General features: G+C 47.6%; 19 protein-coding genes. 11 read left to right on the plus strand and 8 right to left on the minus strand.

Features of this window, described 5'->3' with window-relative positions:
- Positions 1-10: 10 nt before the first annotated feature.
- Genes INR79_RS19800 through nirD form a run of 3 tightly spaced genes read left to right on the plus strand, consistent with a single transcriptional unit; the run spans position 11 to position 3,705 of the window.
- Positions 11-859, plus strand: coding sequence for an ABC transporter ATP-binding protein (locus INR79_RS19800; protein ID WP_022560662.1), 849 nt, complete (start codon positions 11-13; stop codon positions 857-859).
- A 12-nt stretch (positions 860-871) separates the two neighbouring features.
- Positions 872-3,370, plus strand: coding sequence for a nitrite reductase large subunit NirB (nirB, locus tag INR79_RS19805; protein ID WP_223099228.1), 2,499 nt, complete (start codon positions 872-874; stop codon positions 3,368-3,370).
- Positions 3,370-3,705 (plus strand): nitrite reductase small subunit NirD, encoded by a 336-nt coding sequence (nirD, locus tag INR79_RS19810; RefSeq protein ID WP_223099230.1) that lies wholly within the window; start codon positions 3,370-3,372, stop codon positions 3,703-3,705. The genes nirB and nirD overlap by 1 nt, the downstream gene beginning before the upstream one ends.
- Before the next feature lie 155 nt (positions 3,706-3,860).
- Here the strand turns inward: nirD and INR79_RS19815 are convergent, their stop codons facing one another.
- Complete coding sequence (locus INR79_RS19815; protein WP_022590239.1) at positions 3,861-5,423, minus strand: methyl-accepting chemotaxis protein; 1,563 nt, start codon at positions 5,421-5,423, stop codon at positions 3,861-3,863.
- Between the two features lie 353 nt (positions 5,424-5,776).
- On the opposite strand from INR79_RS19815, the gene INR79_RS19820 reads away from it, so the two are divergent.
- Entirely contained in the window at positions 5,777-7,444 is a 1,668-nt protein-coding gene (locus INR79_RS19820) for an amidohydrolase (protein ID WP_223099232.1), read from the plus strand.
- 1 nt (position 7,445) lies between these two features.
- On the opposite strand, the gene INR79_RS19825 is transcribed toward INR79_RS19820, so the two are convergent.
- Complete coding sequence (locus tag INR79_RS19825; protein ID WP_004403246.1) at positions 7,446-8,363, minus strand: LysR family transcriptional regulator; 918 nt, start codon at positions 8,361-8,363, stop codon at positions 7,446-7,448.
- Positions 8,364-8,470: 107 nt separating this feature from the next.
- On the opposite strand from INR79_RS19825, the gene INR79_RS19830 reads away from it, so the two are divergent.
- From INR79_RS19830 to INR79_RS19845, 4 genes are all read left to right on the plus strand, one after another.
- Positions 8,471-9,328 carry a TauD/TfdA dioxygenase family protein gene (locus INR79_RS19830; RefSeq protein WP_223099234.1) on the plus strand — a complete coding sequence of 286 codons (858 nt, stop codon included), beginning with the start codon at positions 8,471-8,473 and terminating at the stop codon, positions 9,326-9,328.
- 71 nt (positions 9,329-9,399) lie between these two features.
- Positions 9,400-10,218 (plus strand): TSUP family transporter, encoded by an 819-nt coding sequence (locus tag INR79_RS19835; RefSeq protein WP_223099236.1) that lies wholly within the window; start codon positions 9,400-9,402, stop codon positions 10,216-10,218.
- A gap of 102 nt (positions 10,219-10,320) precedes the next feature.
- Positions 10,321-10,923 carry a TfoX/Sxy family protein gene (locus tag INR79_RS19840; RefSeq protein WP_004403257.1) on the plus strand — a complete coding sequence of 201 codons (603 nt, stop codon included), beginning with the start codon at positions 10,321-10,323 and terminating at the stop codon, positions 10,921-10,923.
- A 180-nt stretch (positions 10,924-11,103) separates the two neighbouring features.
- Positions 11,104-11,676, plus strand: a complete 573-nt coding sequence (locus tag INR79_RS19845; protein ID WP_410482917.1) for an SOS response-associated peptidase — start codon at positions 11,104-11,106, stop codon at positions 11,674-11,676.
- Between the two features lie 30 nt (positions 11,677-11,706).
- Here INR79_RS19845 and creD read toward each other — a convergent pair whose 3' ends face one another.
- From creD to pta, 5 genes are all read right to left on the minus strand, one after another.
- On the minus strand, positions 11,707-13,092 hold the full coding sequence (creD, locus tag INR79_RS19850) for a cell envelope integrity protein CreD (RefSeq protein WP_223099250.1): 1,386 nt from the start codon (positions 13,090-13,092) through the stop codon (positions 11,707-11,709).
- A gap of 79 nt (positions 13,093-13,171) precedes the next feature.
- Positions 13,172-14,626 (minus strand): two-component system sensor histidine kinase CreC, encoded by a 1,455-nt coding sequence (gene creC, locus INR79_RS19855; RefSeq protein WP_223099252.1) that lies wholly within the window; start codon positions 14,624-14,626, stop codon positions 13,172-13,174.
- Entirely contained in the window at positions 14,623-15,306 is a 684-nt protein-coding gene (locus tag INR79_RS19860; RefSeq protein ID WP_223099254.1) for a response regulator, read from the minus strand. The genes creC and INR79_RS19860 overlap by 4 nt, the downstream gene beginning before the upstream one ends.
- Before the next feature lie 106 nt (positions 15,307-15,412).
- Positions 15,413-16,165, minus strand: coding sequence for a sulfite exporter TauE/SafE family protein (locus tag INR79_RS19865; RefSeq protein WP_022595813.1), 753 nt, complete (start codon positions 16,163-16,165; stop codon positions 15,413-15,415).
- Between the two features lie 15 nt (positions 16,166-16,180).
- Positions 16,181-17,179, minus strand: a complete 999-nt coding sequence (gene pta / locus INR79_RS19870) for a phosphate acetyltransferase (protein ID WP_223099256.1) — start codon at positions 17,177-17,179, stop codon at positions 16,181-16,183.
- Between the two features lie 175 nt (positions 17,180-17,354).
- Here pta and INR79_RS19875 point away from each other — a divergent pair, with 175 nt between their 5' ends.
- From INR79_RS19875 to INR79_RS19885, 3 genes are read left to right on the plus strand one after another with little or no spacing between them, the layout of a single operon-like run.
- The gene (locus tag INR79_RS19875; protein ID WP_004403279.1) at positions 17,355-18,170 is read left to right on the plus strand and encodes an IclR family transcriptional regulator; all 816 of its coding nucleotides are present in this window, start codon (positions 17,355-17,357) and stop codon (positions 18,168-18,170) included.
- Positions 18,171-18,173: 3 nt separating this feature from the next.
- A complete protein-coding gene (locus INR79_RS19880) occupies positions 18,174-18,878 on the plus strand; it encodes a UTRA domain-containing protein (protein WP_022610659.1) in 705 nt (234 codons plus the stop codon).
- A 4-nt stretch (positions 18,879-18,882) separates the two neighbouring features.
- Positions 18,883-19,782, plus strand: a complete 900-nt coding sequence (locus tag INR79_RS19885; protein ID WP_223099258.1) for an EamA family transporter — start codon at positions 18,883-18,885, stop codon at positions 19,780-19,782.
- A gap of 328 nt (positions 19,783-20,110) precedes the next feature.
- Here INR79_RS19885 and lpdA read toward each other — a convergent pair whose 3' ends face one another.
- Positions 20,111-22,249 (minus strand): dihydrolipoyl dehydrogenase, encoded by a 2,139-nt coding sequence (gene lpdA / locus INR79_RS19890; RefSeq protein WP_223099262.1) that lies wholly within the window; start codon positions 22,247-22,249, stop codon positions 20,111-20,113.
- Positions 22,250-22,362 lie beyond the last annotated feature (113 nt).

Below are 22,362 nucleotides of genomic sequence, written 5' to 3' on the forward strand. Positions count from 1 at the left end.
AGAAAACCTTATGACAAAAACTTTTTTAAACCTGACGCAGTTAGGCATGCGATTTCCAACACCCAAGGGTGAGTTCGTGGCGTTAAAAAACGTCGATTTAACCATTAAGGAAGGGGAGTTTATCTCTCTGATTGGGCATTCTGGCTGCGGTAAATCCACCGTATTGAATTTGGTCGCCGGGTTATACGACCCAACAGATGGCGGTGTGATATTGGATGGACGCGAAGTGGATGGACCGGGACCAGAGCGGGCAGTGGTGTTTCAAAACCACTCTTTGTTGCCCTGGCTGTCGGTCTATCAGAACGTCGAACTGGCGATCAAACAGATAGCAACCGGAAAAAGCAAAACCTGGGTGAGAGAACAGGTATCGCACTATCTCGATTTGGTGCAGATGACCCACGCGAGCGATAAAAAGCCGAGTGAGATATCTGGTGGTATGAAGCAACGTGTCGGTATAGCACGTGCGTTGGCACTCAAACCCAAAGTGCTGCTGATGGATGAACCCTTTGGCGCTTTGGATGCCTTGACTAGGGCACATCTTCAGGATGCGCTGATGGCGATTCATGCAGACTTGAATACCACGGTGATCATGATTACGCACGATGTGGACGAGGCTGTGTTGCTGTCGGATCGAATCGTAATGATGACCAACGGTCCGGCGGCCACCATCGGAGAAGTATTGAGCGTGGAACTAGACAGACCAAGGAACCGAGTCGAATTAGCCGACGATACGCGTTATCAGAAATACCGTCAGTCGGTGCTGCGTTTCCTCTATGAGAAACAAGCCAAACCTCAGACCGTTAAAACATCCGCCACACCTATTGAAGAGTCGCCCGTTCAAGCGACCAAAAGCGCCTAGGGAGGAAGCACTATGGAACATTTGGTCATTGTCGGAAATGGCATGGTGGGGCACCAACTGGTGGTCTCTCTGGTGGAAAAGCACGCACACATGAATTACCGGATTACGGTGATTGGTGAGGAACGTTTCATTGCGTACGACAGGGTTCAGCTTTCTTCGTTGTTTTCAGGGCGATCCCATGAAGATCTGATGCTGGGCAGTGAAGAGTGGTATCAAAAACACGGGATTGAACTGATATTAGGCAGTCAGGTCACGTCAATTCAAACCGAACAAAGACGCATCACCATGGATGACGAGGTGGTCTTGGGATACGACCAACTGGTGCTGGCGACTGGCTCCTACCCTTTTGTACCACCTATTCCGGGGCACGATCGACCCAATAGCTTTGTCTATCGGACTCTGGATGATTTATCTGAAATTCGCACCGCATGTGAAGGGGCGAAAACGGGTGCGGTGATTGGTGGTGGGCTGCTGGGCTTGGAAGCAGCGAATGCTTTGCGATTACTGGGTTTAGAAACCCATGTTATCGAATTTGCGCCTCGGTTAATGCCTGTTCAGCTCGACGCTGGCGCGGGCAATGTTCTGCAAAAGAAAATTGAAGCCTTGGGCTTAAAAGTTCACACATCTACCGCCACCGAAAACATCATTGATGGCGAAAACGCTTATCACCGAATAGTACTGAAAGATCAAGCGCCACTGGAAGTGGATGTGATCGTTTTCTCTGCTGGTATTCGACCGCAGGATGCCTTAGCAAGGCAAGCGGGGCTGGATATTGGTGAACGAGGCGGAATTGTGGTCGATGACGCATGCCGCACCAGCGATCCCAATATTTTTGCGATTGGCGAATGCGCCCTGTGGCAAAACAAAATCTTTGGGCTGGTCGCGCCGGGTTACCAAATGGCGCGTGCTGTAGCTGACCAGCTTGCAGGCACAGACAGTACCTTCACTGGTGCTGACATGAGCACCAAACTCAAGCTGCTGGGTGTGGATGTTGCCTCTATTGGGGATGCACAAATGCAAACCGAAGGGGCTCAGGAAATGGTGCTTCAGGATGCCAATACCGGGATCTACAAAAAGCTCATCACCGACGCGTCTGGCACACAGTTACTTGGAGCAATCTTGGTGGGAGACAACACCGACTACGATGCTCTGCTTCAATGCTATCTCAATCAAACCCCGTTGCCAGAGTACCCCGCCGAGCTTCTGTTCGATGCGTCGCCTCTTTCTGGGGAAATCGGAGATAACACCTTAATCTGCTCTTGTCATAACGTGACAAAAAGTGATTTGGTGGTCGCGATTCAGGCTGGGGCGCACGATTTGAATACCCTGAAAGCCGAAACCAAGGCGGGTACCGGGTGTGGGGGGTGTTCCAATATGGTGAAAACCGTGCTGGACGCCGAACTTGCGGCTATGGGTATGGAAGTGAACAATCACATCTGTGAACACTTCGCGTATTCACGGCAGGAGTTATTCCATCTGTGTCAGGTCGAAAATATTCGAGACTTTGATGAATTGCTCGCTAAGCACGGCAAAGGCATGGGGTGTGATTTGTGCAAACCGACCGCTGCATCGATTTTTGCTTCCTTGTGGAATGAGCACATTCTTGAACCCAAACATCAGCCACTTCAAGACTCCAACGATGCCTTTATGGCTAATCTGCAAAAAGACGGCTCCTACTCTGTAGTTCCTCGAGTGCCCGGTGGAGAGATCACCCCAGACAAACTGATTCGCTTAGGCGAAGTCGCCAAGCAGTACGACTTGTACACCAAGATCACCGGTGGTCAGAGGGTCGATTTGTTTGGAGCCAAAATGGAACAGCTTCCGGACATATGGGAACAACTGATTCAGGCAGGGTTTGAAACCGGTCATGCGTATGGCAAATCGCTGCGAACCGTTAAGTCATGCGTGGGTTCTACCTGGTGCCGATACGGAGTCGATGATTCAGTCGGGCTGGCGATAGAGCTGGAGAATCGCTACAAGGGATTGCGGTCGCCACACAAACTGAAAATGGCGGTGTCTGGCTGCACCCGTGAATGTGCCGAAGCGCAAAGCAAAGATATTGGCGTTATCGCTACCGAAAATGGCTGGAACTTGTACGTGTGTGGAAATGGTGGAATGCGACCTCGACATGCCGACCTGTTTGCGTCCGATCTTTCCAAAGATGCGCTGATCACTTTGATCGACCGAGTGCTGATGTTTTACGTCCGAACCGCCGACAAACTCCAGCGTACTTCAGTCTGGATGGAAAACCTTGAAGGCGGGTTGGATTACCTGAAAAGCGTGGTTCTGGACGACTCTCTGGGAATCAACGAGCAACTCGAATCTCAGATGCAACACATCGTGGAAACCTATCAGTGCGAGTGGAAATCGACCGTTGATTCAAAAGAGAAACGCGCACGATTCCGGCCTTTCATCAATCAGGAAGGCGACAGTGTGCCTTTGCCGTATCAACGGGTTCGCGGGCAGCGGATCCCCAGCACCTTTGTCAGTGATGTTCAGGAGATGAAGTGATGTGGAAGAAAGTCTGCGACATCAACCAGCTTGCGCCTTATCAAGGCGTGGGGTGTGTTTTTGACGAGCAACAGGTGGCGCTATTTCTGGTTCCCGGTAAAGAAGCCAGAGTGTTCGCTGTGGGTAACTGGGATCCGATCAGCAAAGCTTATGTGATGAGCCGCGGGATTGTAGGCACCCAAGGGGATACCGTGTGCGTTGCTTCTCCCATGTACAAACAACATTTCAGCTTGGAAACAGGTGAGTGCCTAGAGGAGCCGGAGCAGTGCTTAAAAACCTGGTCGGTAGAACTGAAAGGGCAAGAGGTTTGGCTGCAGAGTGCGGTAAATGAATAGCGATAAGATAAGGAGCAGATAAGAATAATGACTTCCAGCCTGGCTTGCCATTCCTGACGTTTAGGACTCAGGATGTTCCAATTACAGAGGCAGTGGAACAGACTGATTTGGCAAGTCTTTTTGGTGGGGTACGCCCGTACCCCACCGTTTTTCTTCTATTTTTGCTCGAATTGCTTAGCCAGTTGATAAAGTTTGTCTACCCCTTGCTTTAGCACCTGACTATTGCGTTCTACCAGATCGGTTTCAGCTAAGTTATTTTCAGATGTCTGGGCGATGGAGTGTATTCGATTACTTACTTGCTGAGAAAGCTGGGTCTGCTCGTTTGCAGAATTAGAAACCTGATCAATCAGACCGTGTATATCGGTCATCATTTGCTCTATCTGTTGCAAACACTGCGCGCCTTCCTGAGCGATGGTGACACAGTCTCCCGTCTGATCGCGACTGCTTTCGATGTCTTTCTGCCATGTTGTAATGGTGCTGAGCATCTGACTTAAGCTCGCCTGAATGGTTTCCGTTGCATTCTGAGTACGTGAAGAAAGCGCGCGTACTTCATCCGCTACCACGGCAAACCCACGTCCTTGCTCTCCCGCACGCGCCGCTTCTATCGCAGCGTTCAGTGCCAGCAGGTTGGTCTGTTCAGCAATGCCACTGATTTCGGACATTACGGAACTGACTTTTTGGGCCTGCTCGCTCAGCTGGTATGTGGTTTGTGTCGCCTGTTCAGCCTGAGACGCCAGTTCATTTAACTGATTCTCCGTCGCATCAATTTTAGAGCGAGTCACCTTACACTGGTCTTGAGTGTCGTTGATCAGCAATTGAGTTTGTGATGCGTGCTCAAAGACCTGACCCGCAGAATCCGCCATATCGTTTACTGCACTGGCGACATGGTGAATGTCTGTGTTCTGCTGGCGAATCGCACTCATTGCGCGAATGGCTGTATCGCTTAAGTCGTCCGAAAGCTGGTGTAGTGGCGCAGCAGAATCGGTCATTCGACCAAGAACTGTACGAATACGGGCTTGCAGCAATTTGATGTGGAAATCTGCCGCAGACACCAACTGATTCCCCGAATACACAAGGCGACTGACGCTGTCGTATTCCGACTGCAGTTTTTTCATGTACTGAGGTGTGTTGATCAATTCCTGCCTGAAGAACACGGCCAGTGTTGCCGCAGGAAGGGCACTCATCATGAACTGCCAGGACACGCCAGATTCGATCAGGCTTCCAATAACAGGAACGGCACATGCCGCAGCGAGCGCGGTGTATTTAAACGCTGCTGGCAGGGCAAATGCCGCGCTGCGGCCACTTTTTTCTGCAGCAAGCAGTTTTTTGTATGCTGTGGATGCCACGTCTACCCAATTGGATTTCGGTTTAACGCGAACAGATTGATAACCCACAATGCTGCCGTGTTCGTAAATGGGGGTAACGTAGGCGTCTACCCAATAGAACCCTCCATTTTTGGTGCGGTTCTTTACGATTCCACGCCACGCATTGCCTTTCTTCAAATGAGACCACATGTCGCCAAATGCCGCTTTAGGCATGTCAGCGTGTCGGACAATATTATGATTCTGACCGAGCAACTCTTGTTCTTCGAAGCCAGCTACTCGACAGAAAGCAGGATTACAATAGGTAATCACGCCCTTAAGATCGGTAGTGGAAACCAGTTGTTCATTTTCTCCGACCAAAACTTCTTGAGCTGATTTTGAAAGTGATGAATTCATGTGATATCTATTCCATCTGAGCCTTTTGAGGGGCACATATAAGCACAATAAATACGAGGAATTCAAAATAAAAATTCATATTTACATATTTCTATGATCAGTAGCTCATAAAACCCGCGCTTCGATTTAATTTTGAGCTATAAAATAAATAAACTCTAATATTCGAGACAGGATTTAAATTACTGAGCGGTCTGTTACATTCACGAAAAATATGACCTATCATTATTCAAAGAGTTAGATTCAGATATCCGATTGAACTTTTTGTTTCTAAATGAAATTGTCTGTCTTCCTCTATTGGTCATTTTAAATTCATTCTCAATAATCCATCTCGGGTTTATCTACGGAGTCACACTATGAAGCGTCTGTTACTTGGGTGCGCGCTGGCTTTTTTTATTTCTCCTACCTTCGCAGTAATTAAGGCTGACTCCGTTATTACCAACGCAAAAATATACGTTGGCAAAGGCTACCGTGTTTCTTCAATGGCTATCCGGGAAGGAAAAATTGAATATTTAGGTGACGCGAATGGCGTCGAAGAATATATCGATGTTGAAACTAAAGTGGTCAATGCAAATGGTGCTTTGGTATTGCCCGGATTTATCGATAACCATAATCATGTATTTGAGGCCGCATCGGAAGTCGGGGGCGATTGTTATGTTGACCCTGATGTGACGTTGGAAGAGCAAATTCCCTATCTAAGGTATTGCAAACAATACGGAAAAGACCACAAATGGATTATTGGCTACGGCTTTCAGCTTGACCATATCCTCCACAAATCGAATAAGCGTACTCCTCTTCAAGTATTAGACAGTGTATTTCCAGATAAGCCCGTTATTTTGATGGAGCAGACGTCTCATTCTATGTGGGTCAACAGCGCGGCTTTGAAAGAAGCAGGCATAACAGCCAAAACGCCGCATCCGGCTGGTGGTCGTATCCTTAAAGATAAAAAAGGAAAGCTTAACGGCATACTGCTCGACAACGCGGGTGACATCGTCATGGAGTTGGCTTGGAAAAGTACCGACAACCTGTTTGAAGCGAGCTACAGAGGTTTGCTCAATGGTCTGAGTGAGGCTTCACAACACGGTATTACCACCATCGGCGATGGCAGGATGTACTGGAAACGCGGCTGGCTCGAAGTGTGGCAACAAGCTGAAATCAACAATGCGCTGACGGCGCGGGTGTCTCTCCGCCCTTGGGTTTACCCGCAAGATGACATGTTGGAGCAGCTGAAATATTTTGAACGTATCTATCGCAACGATGATTCTGGCTGGCTCCGCATTGATCAGGTGAAAATGTACAGCGACGGTATCCTTATTAACGGCACGGCCAAAACCCTGGCTCCTTATCTGTTCACTTACATGCCCAAAAGCAAAGACGGGCTTTATTACATCCCACCGGGAAAAATGCAGGAGTGGCTGCATCAGCTCAATGGTATTGGGTATGGTGCTCACATTCATGCCATTGGGGATAAGGCGGTCCGAGCGTCGCTGAATGCGATAGAAAGTCTGGATGAAGACGCACTAGAAGTGCCATACACCCTGACTCATGTTGAAATGGTGGATGTGAAAGACGTACTAAAGTTTTCACGCTTGGGCGTCAGTGCCGACATGCAGGTTGGCTCTGAATATGCTGCGCAACGTGACCATAGCTGGGCAAAGAAGTTTCTGGGTAAGAAACGCTCCCACGATTTGATGCCACTGCATTTGCTCTACCAGTCGGGTGCGAATGTGACACTCAGTAGCGACTGGAACGTTAACCCAATCAGCCCTCTGGCGAGTATTGCCAATAGCCTGCGGCTTGGAAAATATGGGTTACCTGACATAGACACCGCTATTGCCGCATACACCATTAACCCCGCGCGAAGCCTTGGGATCGATCATATCACCGGAACACTGGAAGTCGGCAAATATGCGGATCTGGTTGTGCTTGGAGAAGACATCACCAAAATGGATGCGGAAGACATTCCCTATGCGCCAGTCTGGCTGACTATGGCAATGGGAAACATCGTCTTCCTGCTGGAGTAAATCACGCCTTATTAAACCAAGGTCTGTTTGCCAAACGTGCTTTGATGAAGTCCAGAAACAGGTTGACCTTTAACGGTCTCTGTTGCCTGTCGTCGGAAACCAGTGCTACCACATCTGCTCTGGGTAAAGGGAAATCCGTCAGCAAAGAGACCAGTTCGCCAGACTTGAGTTCTTTGGTCACGTCCCACTCTGAGCGCTGAATGATTCCCCTACCATCGATTGCCCAGTCTTTGATGACCTGCCCGACATTACTCGACAATTTAGGATGGATCCTGACACCGGTGGGTGGCTGATTGTCGGCAGCTTCAAACTTCCACATGGTTACATCTTCATCATTTTCCCTTAAAGCGATACATTGGTGCTTGTGCAAATCCTGCGGACAAAGCAAAGGTGCTGAATTTCGCAAGTAATGAGGAGATGCCAACAAAAGACGACGATTTTCCGCAAGATGTATGCATTTGAGTGAAGAGTTCTTTAATTCTCCAATGTAAACCATTACATCTGGATGTTGTCTGTCGGTCCAGCGTGGTATGTCGGAAAGAGTCAGGTCGATATCAATATTTGGGTAGCGTTCCTGAAACTCTGTGACAAGAGGAGCGATGTAGTCGATGCCGAATCCTAAAGGGGATAGTACCCGTAGTTCACCTTCAATTACTTGCTTATCAGCAAGTATCTCATTCTGTAATGACTCTATGTCAACAAGTAGCTTGCGCCCCCGTTTGGCCAGCTTTTCACCTTCCTCTGTCAAGGTCGTTGAACGGACGCTGCGTTCGACTAATTTTACATTCAGCTTCTTCTCTAATGCTTGCAGCCTCTGCGAGATACTCGGGGGTGTTACGTTAAGTGTACGGGCCGCCGCAGCCAGCGATTGGCTATTAGCAATAGTGTCGAAAAATTCGAGGTCCTGTGAAGTCAGCATTAAGTCCAGCCTTAATATTGGAGTTAGATATGATTAATTTAACTACATGATGAAAATTGATACTAATATCGGCGTCGCATAATTAATTTAAAAAACGGACTTAACTCATGGATAAGGTTGCTTCTACACATTTTGAGATAGATATCGAGGCTCAACCCATTGCACGCAGTATGGGGTTGGAAATAAAGGGTTTAAAACTGTCGGAAATAGACAGCTCAGGCTTTAAGGAGCTTTATAAGCTACTCATTGAAAACAAACTACTTGTATTCCGTAAACAGGATATGAGTTCTCAGGAATTAATGGACTTTGCTGAAAAACTTGGCGTGGTTCAAAAATACCCGTTTTCTAGCGGAATAGAGGGTTTCCCGAATATTGTGGAAATACGCAAAGAACCCGATCAGGCAGAAAACTTCAGTGGTATGTGGCATGTGGATTCCACGTATTTAGACAATCCACCTGATTTTACAATGTTAACGGCAAGGGCTACCCCTACAGTGGGTGGCGACACAATTTTCTCAGACAGCCAAAGGGCTTTTCAAAAGCTGTCTTCGGGAATGAAAGAGTTCTTGCTGAATAACGACGCGGTTTACATTTCAAATAAGCATCAGTCGGCTAAGCAAAAAATTCCGCATCTGACTAACTTTAGTCAAATTGCTACAGCAAACGCGACGTTTGAAGCGATTCATCCGTCAATTATGACTCACGAAGAGACGGGGCATCACGCCATCTACGTCAATAAGGAGCATACAGAGAGATTTGCCAACCTGACCTTAGAGGAAAGTACGCCAATTTTGGAGTACCTCTTTGATCATGTTGCCAAGCCCGAGTTCACCACCCGCATTAAGTGGGAAAATGGCACGGTTGTTATGTGGGACAACCGGTCGGTGCAACACCACGCGGTAAACGATTATCACGGTTCATTACGAGTAATGCATCGTGTAATTGTGAACCGCAGAACGTCCTAAATCCATGTTTTACCGAGCCTTGGTCAATGGTACAAGGCTCGGCTTTTTTTGCCCTGTACGGAGTTTGACAAATGGAGCTGTCGCTTTTTGAAGTTTCTGAAAGTGTTTTGATTTGGTTGTTTTGCGCGGCGTTAATCGCTGGCATCGTCGATGCGATTGCTGGTGGCGGCGGGCTGATCACCGTGCCAAGCATGATGCTTGCAGGTGTACCACCTCTCGTAGTACTGGGTACAAATAGGTTGCAGGCAGTAATAGGTGAAACTACGGCATTGATCACCTACTGGCTAAACAATGAAATAAAACTGAAAGGATTTGCATTCGGGATTTTTATGACAGGGGTAGGGGCTGTGTTGGGTTCCTATTCCGTCAGTCTGTTTCCAAAAGATGTGTTGCAGCTTTTGCTACCCATCTTAATGGTGTGTATCACCTTTTATTCAATTTTATCGAAAAGAATTAAAAATAACGTGGCGACCGAAGCCAAGATGTCTAACCGACGCTTCATGATGATGTGTGGTTTAGCTATCGGTTTTTACAACGGCTTTTTCGGTCCGGGTACAGGTTCAATTTGGATGGTGGCTTTCGTAATTCTGTTAGGTTTTACGATCAAGCAAGCCACCATCGCCACGAAACCATTGAACCTGATTGGTAACTTAGTCTCTTTATTGTTCTTTATCGGGCTAGGAACCGTTGATTACAAACTGGGTTTAGTAATGGGTGCTGGACAGATTTTAGGTTCGGTACTAGGAAGCAAGATCGTAATTCACAACGGCGATAAAGTGGTTCGTCCTGTATTTATCACCGTTACGTTACTCATGACAGTCAAACTGATTGTCGACAGTGACCATCATATGTTCGTAACTGAAACGATGGCACTGATATCCAAACTCTAAAGCAGTTTGGCGGAAGGAACGCAATAAATGTGTGTTGCCAGTATGAGGGTGCTGGCATTCCTGAAGCACAAAGCCAAGGATGTACCATAGGGGGGAAAGGGTATGAATGTAAATGTAGATTCAACCATACTCATCGCGCAGCGATTTGGACGCGTAAGCTCTCGCGCAATGTTTGGTGGCACAGGTATTTTCTGTGACGACATAATCTTTGCGGTTGCTCGCGATGAGCATGTTTTCTTAAGAGCTGGAGACAAACTTAAAGACCAGCTCGTCGACTTAGGGTGTGGTGAATGCCAGCCCGAAGCTCAGATGAAAGGCGATTTTAAAATTGCTGCTCACTACTTTTCACTGCACTCAGAACTGGACGAAAACAGTTTTGTGAAAGCGGTGGATCTTTCTATTGAAGCAGCGAATCACGATCATCGAGCCAATCAGCCGCTTAGGTTGTTACCTAACGTGCGGCGATTGCATTTGAAACTATTTCGTCGGATCGGAATCGGCTCGATGACCGATCTTCAACAAGATACAACCGCCAATATTGTCAGTAAAATCGTCAATCTGGGGCTTGATCTTGATGTCTCTCCAAAGCTTCTTTATGAAATTGAAGGAGCGAGGACAGGTCAACATTGGACAGTGCTTCCTGAAGAGGAAAAGCGCAGGCTGGATGCTGACTATCAAATGATCATAGGCAACCGCGCTTCTTAATAAAAACCGCGCAGATTTTAAAGATCACCTACTTAGCAGGTCGAAAGACCTGCTTTTTTTATTCCCTGATTTTCAGCATTTATGACGATTTTCAATGGCTCTTTTTTTGGGGAATTGGGAATCTTAAAAATAAGACACTATACTTTTTCTACTCACAGTTGTAGCAAGTGGAGAATCGTTATCTGCGGCAGATTAAACATAATGGACGACCCATTTGTCCAGCAAGTGTGCGAACAATTAGGGATTCAGTTTTCCGCAAAACCTAACCCAGACCTCAGACCCACAGAAACGTTGGCGACTGTAGGCGCTGGGGCCATGGGAATGCAGCAGTTTGATTTGCGGTGGGGGATCAAACCTCATTGGGCTAAGCGAGTCATTATTAATGCTCAGGCAGAAACAGTTGCATCCAAACCCACCTTTAAGCATGCCTTCGAAACCTCAAGAGTCGTCGTCCCATGCGGTGGTTGGTATGAATGGACTCCTCAGGACAATGGAAAGCAGAAATACCTCTTTCAATCACCATCGGATGAACCACTTTATATGGCAGCAATCGCACTGGAGTCGATGAATAAGGTTGTCACGCTCACCACTAAGCCCGATCAGGGTTATGCCCAATACTATCATAGAATGCCGTTGCTGATTCCGCGTTCTGACGTTAGCCGTTGGCTGTTTGCCTCACTCTCAGATGCCAAAGACCTACTTCATCTTGAGGAGCAGCAACCCTTGAAGGCAATACCTGTGGTAGAGAAATGAACAGAGCCGCTTTCGCGGCTCTGTTCTGGTTTATGACGGGTCTTTGCTTTTGGTTTCAGGTTCTGGGACGTCATCAAAATCAATGTCATAGACGTCTTCATTCTGACTAGCGGCTTTGGCGCTGCGTTCATACCAGTTCACATTACGTGTCAGTACCATAACAAAGCTCAGAACGACAAAGCAGAGTAATGTGCCCATCAGCAATGCGTAGCTTTCTGCTTGTAGAAGACCGAACAGCAATCCATAAAGGATAAGTAAACTGGCTCCAAAAATGGCACCGTGTTTGGTATTGGATAACATGCCTGCAACGTACACGCCGAGTAATCCCGTTGAAGCGACAGCCGAAACAAGGTATGCCCAGTTAAAGCCGGTGTGCTCACTCAGCGAAATCAACAACAAGTAAAATACCGCTAACGCAAGCCCGACGAAACCATATTGGATCGGGTGGATTGGTCTTGCCTGGAACAGTTCCAATAAGAAGAAGCTGGCGAAGATCAGAGTAATGACCAATAGCGAGTAATTGACCGCCCGGTGAGATTTTAGATAGTGATCTACCGGGTCGATTAGGTCCACACCCATTTGTCGGCTTTCCAGTTCGTAGCATTGGGTGTTGTCCGACAGGCACTGATCAAACAGCTGGGTAATGTTGGTAGAAAAGTTGTTGGTGGACCATTTGGCTTCGAATCCGGACTCATTGATGTCGGAAGAAGTCGGCAGATAATCGCCAATAAAGCTCGGGTGTGGCCAACTGGACGACAAAGCCACTTGAGTGTTCTTTCCAATTGGCGAAATTTGCAGTGTACCCATGCCTTGCAATAAGAAGTTCAAATCGAAGTTTAATGGTTCTGACGTATCGAGAGTACGAATATCCAGCTTGTTGTGAAAACCCTGAGCCATCTGGTTCATGCCTGTTCCCGGAATCACTTCAATTACCTGACCGTTGAGCGACAAATCGCCCAGATTGATGAGCCCACGGCTGTCTCGAATACCAACGACCAAACTAACGCTGTCAAGGTCATAGTCACTGAGTTCGTCTATTAAGGACATATCAAAGTGACCATGGACAGAGGTTTGTGCTTGATAAAGTCTGGCTTTGTAGATGCCTCTGTATTTTTCGAAACTTTCCAGATGAGATGTCAGGTTAAAGGATTCGGGCAAGATGAATGCCTGACGATCAACGGTGTACTCTTTTTCTTTGTTGGTGATGGTTTCGGTGTAGTTGATGTTAATGAAAGGACCAATAACACGTTGTTCACCACTACTGCTTCTGGCGATGTCGGCTCTTACCTCGTCTTGGCGGTAAGATCGCTCTGAAATCAGCCCGTCAATCATAGAAACTGGGACTTGCAGTAGCAAAAACAGAAACAGCACAAAGCCGAACTTTATGCCTAACTGATTATTTAAGATTTTTCTCATTATCACTCTCCTTGAGTTGCTGGGATAAGTACACTCTAAAACAGCAACTTGGAGAGTGAATGGAGTCAATGTGGAGTTTTTATGGAGAAGGCAGCTCGAGTGTGACCCTGACACCCTTCTCAATGTTCTCGACAATCAGACTGCCGTTGTGCAACTTTGCAACCTGTTCAACGAAGTTCAATCCCAGCCCTGTGCTCTTGGCTCCGTTTTCTCGTGGAAGGGAGTAAAAGCGTTCTGTCACTCTTTCAAGCGCATACTCGGGAATGGCTGGTCCCTGATTTTCAATCACCAACGCCACATGCTCATCCAATTTGGTTACTCGCCAGTGAATTTCACCATGTTCAAAGGCGAAGTCTAACGCGTTATCCATTAAGTTAAACAAAGCTTGTTTTAGTAGAAACCCGTCTCCCATTAACTCGATTGGTGAATCCGTGTCCAATTCGCATGTGAGTCGCTTTCTGCTCAAACGTGAATCGGATGCTTGTATGATCTCTTCCAGCATGGATTTAGGGTTAAGGCGTTCGGTCTTTTCCAGTTCCGGCATTTTTTCTAGCCGTGTCAGATCAAGCAGTTTATCGACCAGCGACTGCATTCGGTCGCTTTCCCGCTCAATATTGCCTGCAAACCGGGTGATTTTTTCTTCTGGTAACGGCATCTGCAAAATTTCGCTGGCCCCTTTGATGGCAGAGAGCGGGCTTTTCAGCTCATGAGTCAGTGTCTGAACGTAATCTTCGACGTATTGCTTGCCATCAAGCTGGTTACGCATTTTCTCAAGTGCATCGCTCAGGGTGCTGTATTCGTAAAAGATTCGGAATTTGGGCTTGGTCACTTTTTCACCCCGACCCATTTTGTCGGCGTAGTTTTCCAATTTGTGTAAAGCGGAATGGATACGCCAGGCAATCAAAGCCCCCGCCAGCAGGACTAACCCCGTCATCCACATCATCCAGAACAGCACATTACGCTTGGAAAGGTCGATGAACGGCTGAACACTGCGGTTGGCTTTTGCTACGGTGACGCTGCCAATGATTTCGCCCTGATGATAAATGGGAGCCGCAACGTGCATCACGGTAGAGAGCGGATCTTTCGGGTCCTCAATCGTGCTTCTGGCACCATATTGACCGCGCAAAGTGAGGTAAACGTCATTCCACTGGGAGTAATCTGCGCCCACATCTTGCTGCCACGAGTCGGCGATGACGATGCCGTTTTTATCAGTGATGTAAATTCGGTGGTTGATGACCTTCTTACCAATTTCCCAGATTCTGGCTTCTGGTTCCCGCTTGCCATACGCCGCCAAAAGACGGGCGAATCGGCTTTCCGTCATCTCACCATTGGCGACGTCTTCCTCTGCTAGCACAGCCAGCAGGTTCGCCATATCCACCAAGGTTTCTTCTGTCGCCTGACGCACCGTTGGTTTGAGTTCCTGAATCACAGTCTGGCTTACGATGTAAGCCGTCATCCCAACCAGTACGAAATAGAGAAAGAACAGGCGGATTCCGAGTGGAATTCTGGGCCAGTGTGATGTTTTCCCGGTCATTCCTGCTCCTTCAGATAGTAGTAGCCGAAGCCTCGTTTGGTGCAGATGAGATCCGCCATTCCATAAGGCTTCAGTTTGTTGCGGATGGCTTTGATATGGGAATCAATGTTACGTTCGTAAACGGCATCAGGCGTCATGTCCGCTGCAACCATGAGTTGCTCCCGGCTTAATACGTTGGCAGAAACCTCAATCAGCTTATGAAGAATTTTGAATTCTACGGCGGTGAGACCAAGGTGCTCCCCATTGACACTGTAGTCGAAGTTTTCCGCATACAAACCTGAGGAAGTTGCCGTTTGCATTTCTGGTTCTGAAGTCGGGCTGGTCGGGCGGGATTTGATACGTAGCTTAATACGGGCAAGCATTTCACGTGGGCTAAAGGGTTTGGTGACATAGTCGTCTGCACCGATTTCCAGACCAACCACCCGATCAATTTCATCGTTACGAGCAGTTAGGAAAATAATCGGAATGGCAGAAAAGTCCCGAATGGTTTTGCAGAGTTCAAATCCATTGCCGTCGGGTAACCCGACATCCAGAACCAACAGATCGGGATGATGGGATTTTAAATGCGCCAGCCCTTCTCCGGCAGTAGAAAACCAGTCCACCTGATAGCCGTCCATTTCCAGAACGTGAATAAGGTTTTCAGCGATAGCAGGCTCATCTTCAATGATCAGGATATTCAAAATTCGACTCGATTCAGCAGGATATGCGTAGAGTATACTCTTCTGTCGAAATCAAAAGTAAGGATAGATGATGGATTTTCGATAGCCCGATTCTCCGCTTTATGAATCAGGAGATAAGATCCATAAAAAACGGCACCATAAGTCTTATGGCTATCAGGAATAAAACCAGTGCGATACCTTTTCTCATGGTATTGGGTTCGATATCGCTTGGGTATTTCTGGGTGAGATACGTGACCACCATAACTAAAGGAATGGCAATGGCAGAGATGGTCAGGATCTCTGGAGTGAGCTGGTTTTCCCAAGCTAAAATGATGGTTCGGGACAGAGAACTGCACAGAAAGGTCGAAAGTAGCAATGCGCGAATATGTTCGATTGCCATTGGTTGACGGTAAAAGTGATAAATCAGTGGGGGACCACCCAAACCAAACAAACCACCGCTCAGCCCTGACGCAAAACCTGCAACAGAGAAACTGGCAAAACTCGACAGCTCTTGTTTTGCGGCAGTGCGTCGGAATAGGCTGATGGCACTGTACAGAATCATCCCGCCCAGCAAGAATTCCAATACGCTCAAAGCATCGCCACTCAGGTGGTTGAGACCCCAAACGCCGATATACACACCGGGAATTGAACCAACAACAGTGAATGCCCACTTACGCCAGGGTGTCCGCCTTCCCACTGCTTTTAACGCGGTTACGCAGTTGGCGACCGTGATCAAACTGATGATTGCAGCGACGACTGGCAAACTGTACAGCTTAAAAGCACTGGTGAGCCCAACAATGATGATGGCAAGCCCAAACCCCGTTACGGTCTGGAAATAAGTGCCAAAGGCAATAATGACGAGCAACAGGGTCAGTTCCATTCGTGATTGGCTACCTCAGGTATGTTGTGCTTGAACAACAGTTGTCGCGATAACGTGAAAGATATCGTCTTCACTGCATCCTCTGGATAAATCATTTGCGGGTTTGGCTAATCCTTGTAGAAGAGGACCAATGGCTTTTGCTCCACTCAGCCTTTCAGCCAGTTTATAGCCTATGTTGCCCGCTTCCAGGTTGGGAAAAACCAGAATATTCGCATCCCCCTGCACCGCAGAGTTAGGGGATTTTTTTGAAGCTATCTCTTTAACAATAGCGGCATCAAACTGAACATCCTCATCAATTGTAAGATCGGGGTGCTTATTTTTTACCAGCTTGGCTGCGTTTATTACTTTATCAACAGCAGAGTGTTGTGCGCTACCGTTTGTTGAGAACGAGAGCATGGCAATCCTTGGCTCCACATTAAGAAGTTGTGTGGCGCTTTTAGAGGCGGTGATAGCTATGTTTGCCAGTTGCTCTTCATTTGGGTCTACGACCAACCCACAATCCGTAAAAATAAGCGAACCTTTGTGCTGGTGAAAGGGCTCGCAAAGCATCATGATGAAAAAGCTCGATACCAGCGGAAAGTCGCGATTAGTGCCGATGAGTTGAATAGCATGTCGAACCACTTCTGCCGTGGTGTGAACTGCGCCAGCGACGAGACCATCGGCATACCCCTGCCTGACCAGCATGTTAGCGAAAACCAACGGCTGCTCGATGAGCCGAGTGGCATCTTCCTGAGTCATTCCCTTATGTTTCCTTGCTTCATACATTGCCTGAGCCAGATCTGGCTTCCATTCTGAATTATGGGTTTCGACCAGCGTCAGTTCATGCAGATCTAACCCCTGTGCCTTTGCCTGAGTTTCGAGATCTCGATTACTGCCTACTAAAATGACTTTGGCAATATTTTCTTTTTGGGCTCGCAGAGCGGCTTTGATGACCCGCGGATCCTGACCTTCACAAAGAGCAATGGTTTTTGGGTTTTCCTTGGCACTAAGAATGATACGTTCTATTGCTTTCATGTCTAAATTCCATTTATTGATACATTTTGTTCCGTAAAGTGATTTATTATAGTGATGCTAACGACTGACACCCCATAGATCAATGTAAAATCCGCTATGTGGTATAAATCATTTTGCTTTCTTGCTATAAGTGATGGCGTCAGAAGACCTTGTTTCAAATAAAGCCCGGAGAGTTATGGATAGCCAGTCATCCCCTCATCTTCCCAAAGTGGAAGGAGACACGCCCACTTTGCGTCTTTTTGCGTTGTTAGAAGTGATTGCCGAAAAGGACGAATTTTTTTCTTTACAGAGTTTGGTTGAAGAAACCGGTTTGCCGAAACCAACCCTGCACCGGATGCTTCAGCAACTGGAGAGCGCAGGTATTGTCCAGCGTGACCATGATGACAGGCATTACAGCACTGGAATTCGGCTTCGTCGGTTTGCAGAAAAGCTTTTGCTGAACAGCACAATCCACAGTGCAAGGCATGCGGTATTGTTGCAACTGCAAAAAGAAGTCGGAGAAAGCTGTAATCTAACGGCCCTCTCGGGAGGTGAGATTGTTTATGTGGATAGGGTAGAAACAGAAGCACCGCTGAGATTCTACCTGCACCCTGGTTCGCGAGTTCCGGTTCATTGTAGTGCCACTGGTAAATTGTTCCTCGCCAACATGAATGCGAAACAGCGCCGTCGAGTCCTGACCACCACAGAGCTTGAACGCTATACTCAACACACCAAAACCAGCATCGAAGAGCTTGAAGAAGAACTGGATATCGTGAAAAACAACGGTTATGCCATCGATAACGAAGAGTTTCTTCCCGGTCTGTTCTGCGTGGCGGTACTGGTGCCTTCAAAACGTGGTCGCTCTAATCTTGGTATCGCTATTCAGGCGCCTATTATTCGTCTAAAACCAGAACAGGCTTTGCATTTTCTTCCGGCTTTGCAGCGCGCAGCCAATGCATTAGCCAAAATAGAAGAGGAAGAAGATGAATTTCTGGCTGGAAATGGTGACTGATCAGTGCAATACGTCGATATAAAAACCGTTATTGAAGAACAGATAGAGTCGGGGCTGTTACCCGCAGGGCAAAAACTACCACCGGAGCGGAAACTTGCAGAGTCATTTAATACGACGCGGGTAACACTGCGAGAGGCGCTGTCGCTTCTGGAAACAGAAGGCAAGATATTCAGAGAAGATCGCCGGGGATGGTTTATTTCTCCGTCAGCCATGCGTTATGACCCGGGTAAGGACTTCAGTTTTACCGCACTTGCAAAAGCCAATGAGCGCAATCCAAGAACCGAAGTGTTAAAGGCAAAGACAGTACTGGCGACAAAATACGCGTCGCAGATACTCGATCTTCAACCTTTTTCCGACGTACACCAAATTGAGCGCTTACGTTTTCTGGACGAGAGACCAGTGGTTTATGTGACACATTACGTGCAGCCAGACTTTGCACCAACGCTGCTTGACCACGATCTGACTCAGTCCTTAAGTGGTATTTGTTCGTCTGAATTTGGTGTTCATCCCGCCTCAACACAGATCAGGCTGCGAACCACTTCACTGCTTGGGGAAATCGCTCAGGCATTACGGGCTACGCCCGGCGCCCCCGCAATGGTGATAGAAAGAACCTGTATGGATGCTACAGGTGCCATCATTGATTGCAGGGTGGAATACTGGCGCCATGACGCCATCAGCATTGAATCTACCGTGGAGTTGAAAACCTAAATCGATGTCGACATTTGCCATAATACTGGTGATTTTTTCCGCATTGCTGCATGCAAGCTGGAACATCATTGGTAAGTCGAAACAGGGGTCAGGAGGCGCATTTTTTCTGGCCTCATCTTTTGCTCCGACCCTTTTGTTGTTGCCTTTTACTTTGTGGTTTCTGACCTACCCAGAGGTATCACTGCCAGTTGAATTCTGGTTGTGGGTAATGATCAGTGCAGCTTTCCAAGCGCTTTATATTCTGGGGTTAGCGTATGCCTACCAACGTGCCGATGTTGGGGTGATATATCCCATTGCGCGAGCATTGCCGGTGCTAATGGTGGGTGTAGGAACCGCCATTCTGGGGCAGGTACTTTCCCTGCCTCAATGGATAGGGTTTGGGCTGATTACTTTGGGGTGCTTGTGTGTCCCATTAGTCTCATTTCGTCAATTTAAGCTGGCAGATTACATGAATGCCGGTGTTGCTTGGGCGTTGGTCGCAGCAATAGGCACCACTGGGTATTCGATTCTGGATAAAGTTGCGATAGACATTGTTTCTCACAGCGTCGCGGGCATTCACAACGCTCAGCAGGTGGCGGTTTTTTATCTCGGTGTTCAGTTTGGTTTTATGGCGATGACCCTGAGCCTGGTGTTTGCAGTCAGGAAAAAGTGGGATGTGTTTGCAGCAGGCTGGGCGATGAAGAAGTCAGCAACGGTCGCGGGCATTATGATGGGTGTGACGTATACGCTCGTTCTTTATGCCATGACTCTGACTGAGAACGTGAGCCTGGTTGTGGCATTGCGCCAGACCAGCATTATTTTTGGTTTGTTGCTTGGCATCGTTTTCTTGAAAGAGAAATGGCTCTATACGCGTGGCGTTGGTGTCATTTGTATTGTTGCTGGCTTGGTTTTGGCACTCACTTAACCTCGAAACTATACTCAAGTAACCTCAAGATACTTGGTTCAGCGAGAATTAACAGGCTTTCAGACAAGACACCGATTTGAAGATCTAGTGGTTCTAAATCAAGAATCGGTAACGCAGTATGAAAGCCTGTTAAACTCGCCCTTGGGAGCCCATATTCTGCTCCATTTCATCGTCAAAGAACTTGGAAAGGACGGGTCATTCCACTGCGTTCTTTTCCTTGAACTGAAACAGAATATGAGGCTCTGAATCCGGCATCTTGAGGTCACTTGAGTATAAAAGTGCCCCTTAAAAAAGGGGCACTTTGCTATTAGATTCTAACTGCTCTGGCTTACTTACCGCGTTGCCAGCCGTGGAATTTCTGAACCCACTCCAGCAATTTCTCTGGGGCATTGGCTTTCTTCCAAACCCCAGCGGTGTATTTAGCCGCTTCACTCATGGTTGGGTAAGGGTGAACCGTACCCAGAATCTTGTTCAGACCAAGGTTGTACTTCATCGCGAGCGTAAATTCAGCCAGCAACTCTCCAGCACCATGTCCGACAATGGTGACGCCCAGAATCGTATCTTTGCCTTTAGGCGTAATGACCTTGATAAAACCGATGTCTGCACCATCCGTGATAGCGCGGTCCAGATCGTCGATGCCATAAGTCGCCACTTCGTAATCGATGCCTTTTTGTTTGGCTTCGCTCTCGTTAATCCCCACTCGAGCGACTTCTGGTGTAGTGTAAGTCGCAGCAGGCATTACGCGGTAATCTGCTTTGAACTTCTTAAACTGACCAAACAAGCCGTTCACAGCGGCATACCATGCCTGATGAGCAGCGGCGTGTGTCAGCTGGAATGGACCACATACGTCACCCACAGCGAAGATATTCGGGTACTTGGTTTGCAGGAAGTCGTTCACTTCAACCGTACCACGGTTAGTGACTTCAATACCCAAATCTTCCAGACCGAAGCCTTTCACGTTGGCAACACGACCAAGAGCAAGCAGTACTTTATCGAAGTAAACGCGTTTGGTTTTGCCATTATGCTCAAGCTCTGCAAACTGACCTTGGTCATCACGACCAAACTGCGCCGCTTTGTGACCCGTGAGCAGGTTCACTCCATCCTCTGTAAGGTGGCTAGCAACGAGCTCAGAAGCTTCTCTGTCTTCACGAATCAGGATTTGCTCTGCCATTTCAACCAGAGTTACATCTGATCCCAGAAGGCTAAAGCTTTGCGCCAATTCACAACCAATTGGTCCACCACCCAATACAAGCAGTTTTTCAGGCTGTTCACGCAATTCCCATACGTTGTCGGATGTCAGGTATTCCACTTCGTTAAGCCCAGGAATACCCGGTACAAGCGGGCGAGCGCCAGTGGCGATAACGATATTTTTGGTGGTGATGCGCTCACCGTTAACTTCTACTTCCCATGGTGAAAGGACTTTGGCTTCACCAGTGACGCAATCCACACCCAATGATGTGTAACGCTCAACAGAATCGTGAGGTTCGATACCGGCAATCACATCCTGAACGCGTTCCATCACAGCAGAAAAGTCCGCTTTGGCTTCACCGGCTTCGATACCGAAACGCTTAGCCTGAGAAATCTCTTTCATGGTGTGAGCTGCACGAATTAAAGCTTTGGAAGGCACACAACCTGTGTTCAAACAGTCACCACCCATCTTGTGACGCTCAATCAGTGTCACTTTAGCTTTCACTGCTGCGGCAATGTAAGCCGATACCAAACCACCAGAACCTGCACCAATCACAACCATGTTGGTGTCGAATCTTGATGGCTTTTTGTAGCCTTCGTAAACTTTACGTGCAGCGATGATATCTACTAGTTTCTTCGCAATCAGAGGGAACAAACCCAGCAGTACAAACGAAAGCAGAATTGGAGGAGAGATGATGCCTGCTAGTGAATCAATTTCAGCAAGCTGAGTACCAGCATTCACATAAACGGCTGTGCCTGCCAGCATACCTAACTGGCTCACCCAGTAGAAATCGCGCGCTTTGATTGGCGTCAGACCCATCAACAGGTTGACAACAAAGAAAGGGAAAACCGGAATTAAGCGAAGGGTGAACAGGTAAAACTTACCCTGTTTCTCAACGCCTTCATTAATGGCAGAAAGACGATCGCCAAATTTACTCTGCACCCAATCACGCAACAAGAATCGGCTGAATAGGAAAGCGAGTGTCGCACCAACGGAGCTGGCGAATGACACCAGTAACAGACCCCAGCCAAAGCCAAACAGTGCACCGCCCAATAACGTCATAATGGCAGCGCCTGGTAATGACAGCGCCGTTACGATGACGTAGATAACGAAGTAGCTCACGCTAGATAGTAGCGGGTTGTCTTGAATTAGTGAAGACAACTGCTCTTGCTGTTGCTTCGCGGTTTCCAGAGTCAGGAAGCGCCCCAAGTCGAGGCTAAACCATAAAACGATGAACCCGATTATCCCGAGTGCAAGAAATATCTTTTTTTTGCTCATCACATGTCCTTCATTAGGTTGTTGGCAAAATTATCAACCACTTATCTCAAAGTTGCGGTCTGGATATAAGTGTAGTGAAACTAGTAAATAAAAACAGGTTAATGCATGTGAGG

Source organism: Vibrio sp. SCSIO 43132, from assembly GCF_019904195.1.
GTDB lineage: Bacteria > Pseudomonadota > Gammaproteobacteria > Enterobacterales > Vibrionaceae > Vibrio > Vibrio nigripulchritudo.

Coding starts and splice junctions, on each gene's coding strand:
- INR79_RS19835 (WP_223099236.1), top strand. CDS start 9,400: ATGGAGCTGTCGCTTTTTGAAGTTTCTGAAAGTGTTTTGATTTGGTTG.
- pta (WP_223099256.1), bottom strand. CDS start 17,179: ATGAAAGCAATAGAACGTATCATTCTTAGTGCCAAGGAAAACCCAAAA.
- INR79_RS19820 (WP_223099232.1), top strand. CDS start 5,777: ATGAAGCGTCTGTTACTTGGGTGCGCGCTGGCTTTTTTTATTTCTCCT.
- creC (WP_223099252.1), bottom strand. CDS start 14,626: ATGACCGGGAAAACATCACACTGGCCCAGAATTCCACTCGGAATCCGC.
- nirB (WP_223099228.1), top strand. CDS start 872: ATGGAACATTTGGTCATTGTCGGAAATGGCATGGTGGGGCACCAACTG.
- INR79_RS19885 (WP_223099258.1), top strand. CDS start 18,883: ATGTCGACATTTGCCATAATACTGGTGATTTTTTCCGCATTGCTGCAT.
- INR79_RS19840 (WP_004403257.1), top strand. CDS start 10,321: ATGAATGTAAATGTAGATTCAACCATACTCATCGCGCAGCGATTTGGA.
- INR79_RS19875 (WP_004403279.1), top strand. CDS start 17,355: ATGGATAGCCAGTCATCCCCTCATCTTCCCAAAGTGGAAGGAGACACG.
- INR79_RS19800 (WP_022560662.1), top strand. CDS start 11: ATGACAAAAACTTTTTTAAACCTGACGCAGTTAGGCATGCGATTTCCA.
- nirD (WP_223099230.1), top strand. CDS start 3,370: ATGTGGAAGAAAGTCTGCGACATCAACCAGCTTGCGCCTTATCAAGGC.
- lpdA (WP_223099262.1), bottom strand. CDS start 22,249: ATGAGCAAAAAAAAGATATTTCTTGCACTCGGGATAATCGGGTTCATC.
- creD (WP_223099250.1), bottom strand. CDS start 13,092: ATGAGAAAAATCTTAAATAATCAGTTAGGCATAAAGTTCGGCTTTGTG.
- INR79_RS19830 (WP_223099234.1), top strand. CDS start 8,471: ATGGATAAGGTTGCTTCTACACATTTTGAGATAGATATCGAGGCTCAA.
- INR79_RS19815 (WP_022590239.1), bottom strand. CDS start 5,423: ATGAATTCATCACTTTCAAAATCAGCTCAAGAAGTTTTGGTCGGAGAA.
- INR79_RS19825 (WP_004403246.1), bottom strand. CDS start 8,363: ATGCTGACTTCACAGGACCTCGAATTTTTCGACACTATTGCTAATAGC.
- INR79_RS19865 (WP_022595813.1), bottom strand. CDS start 16,165: ATGGAACTGACCCTGTTGCTCGTCATTATTGCCTTTGGCACTTATTTC.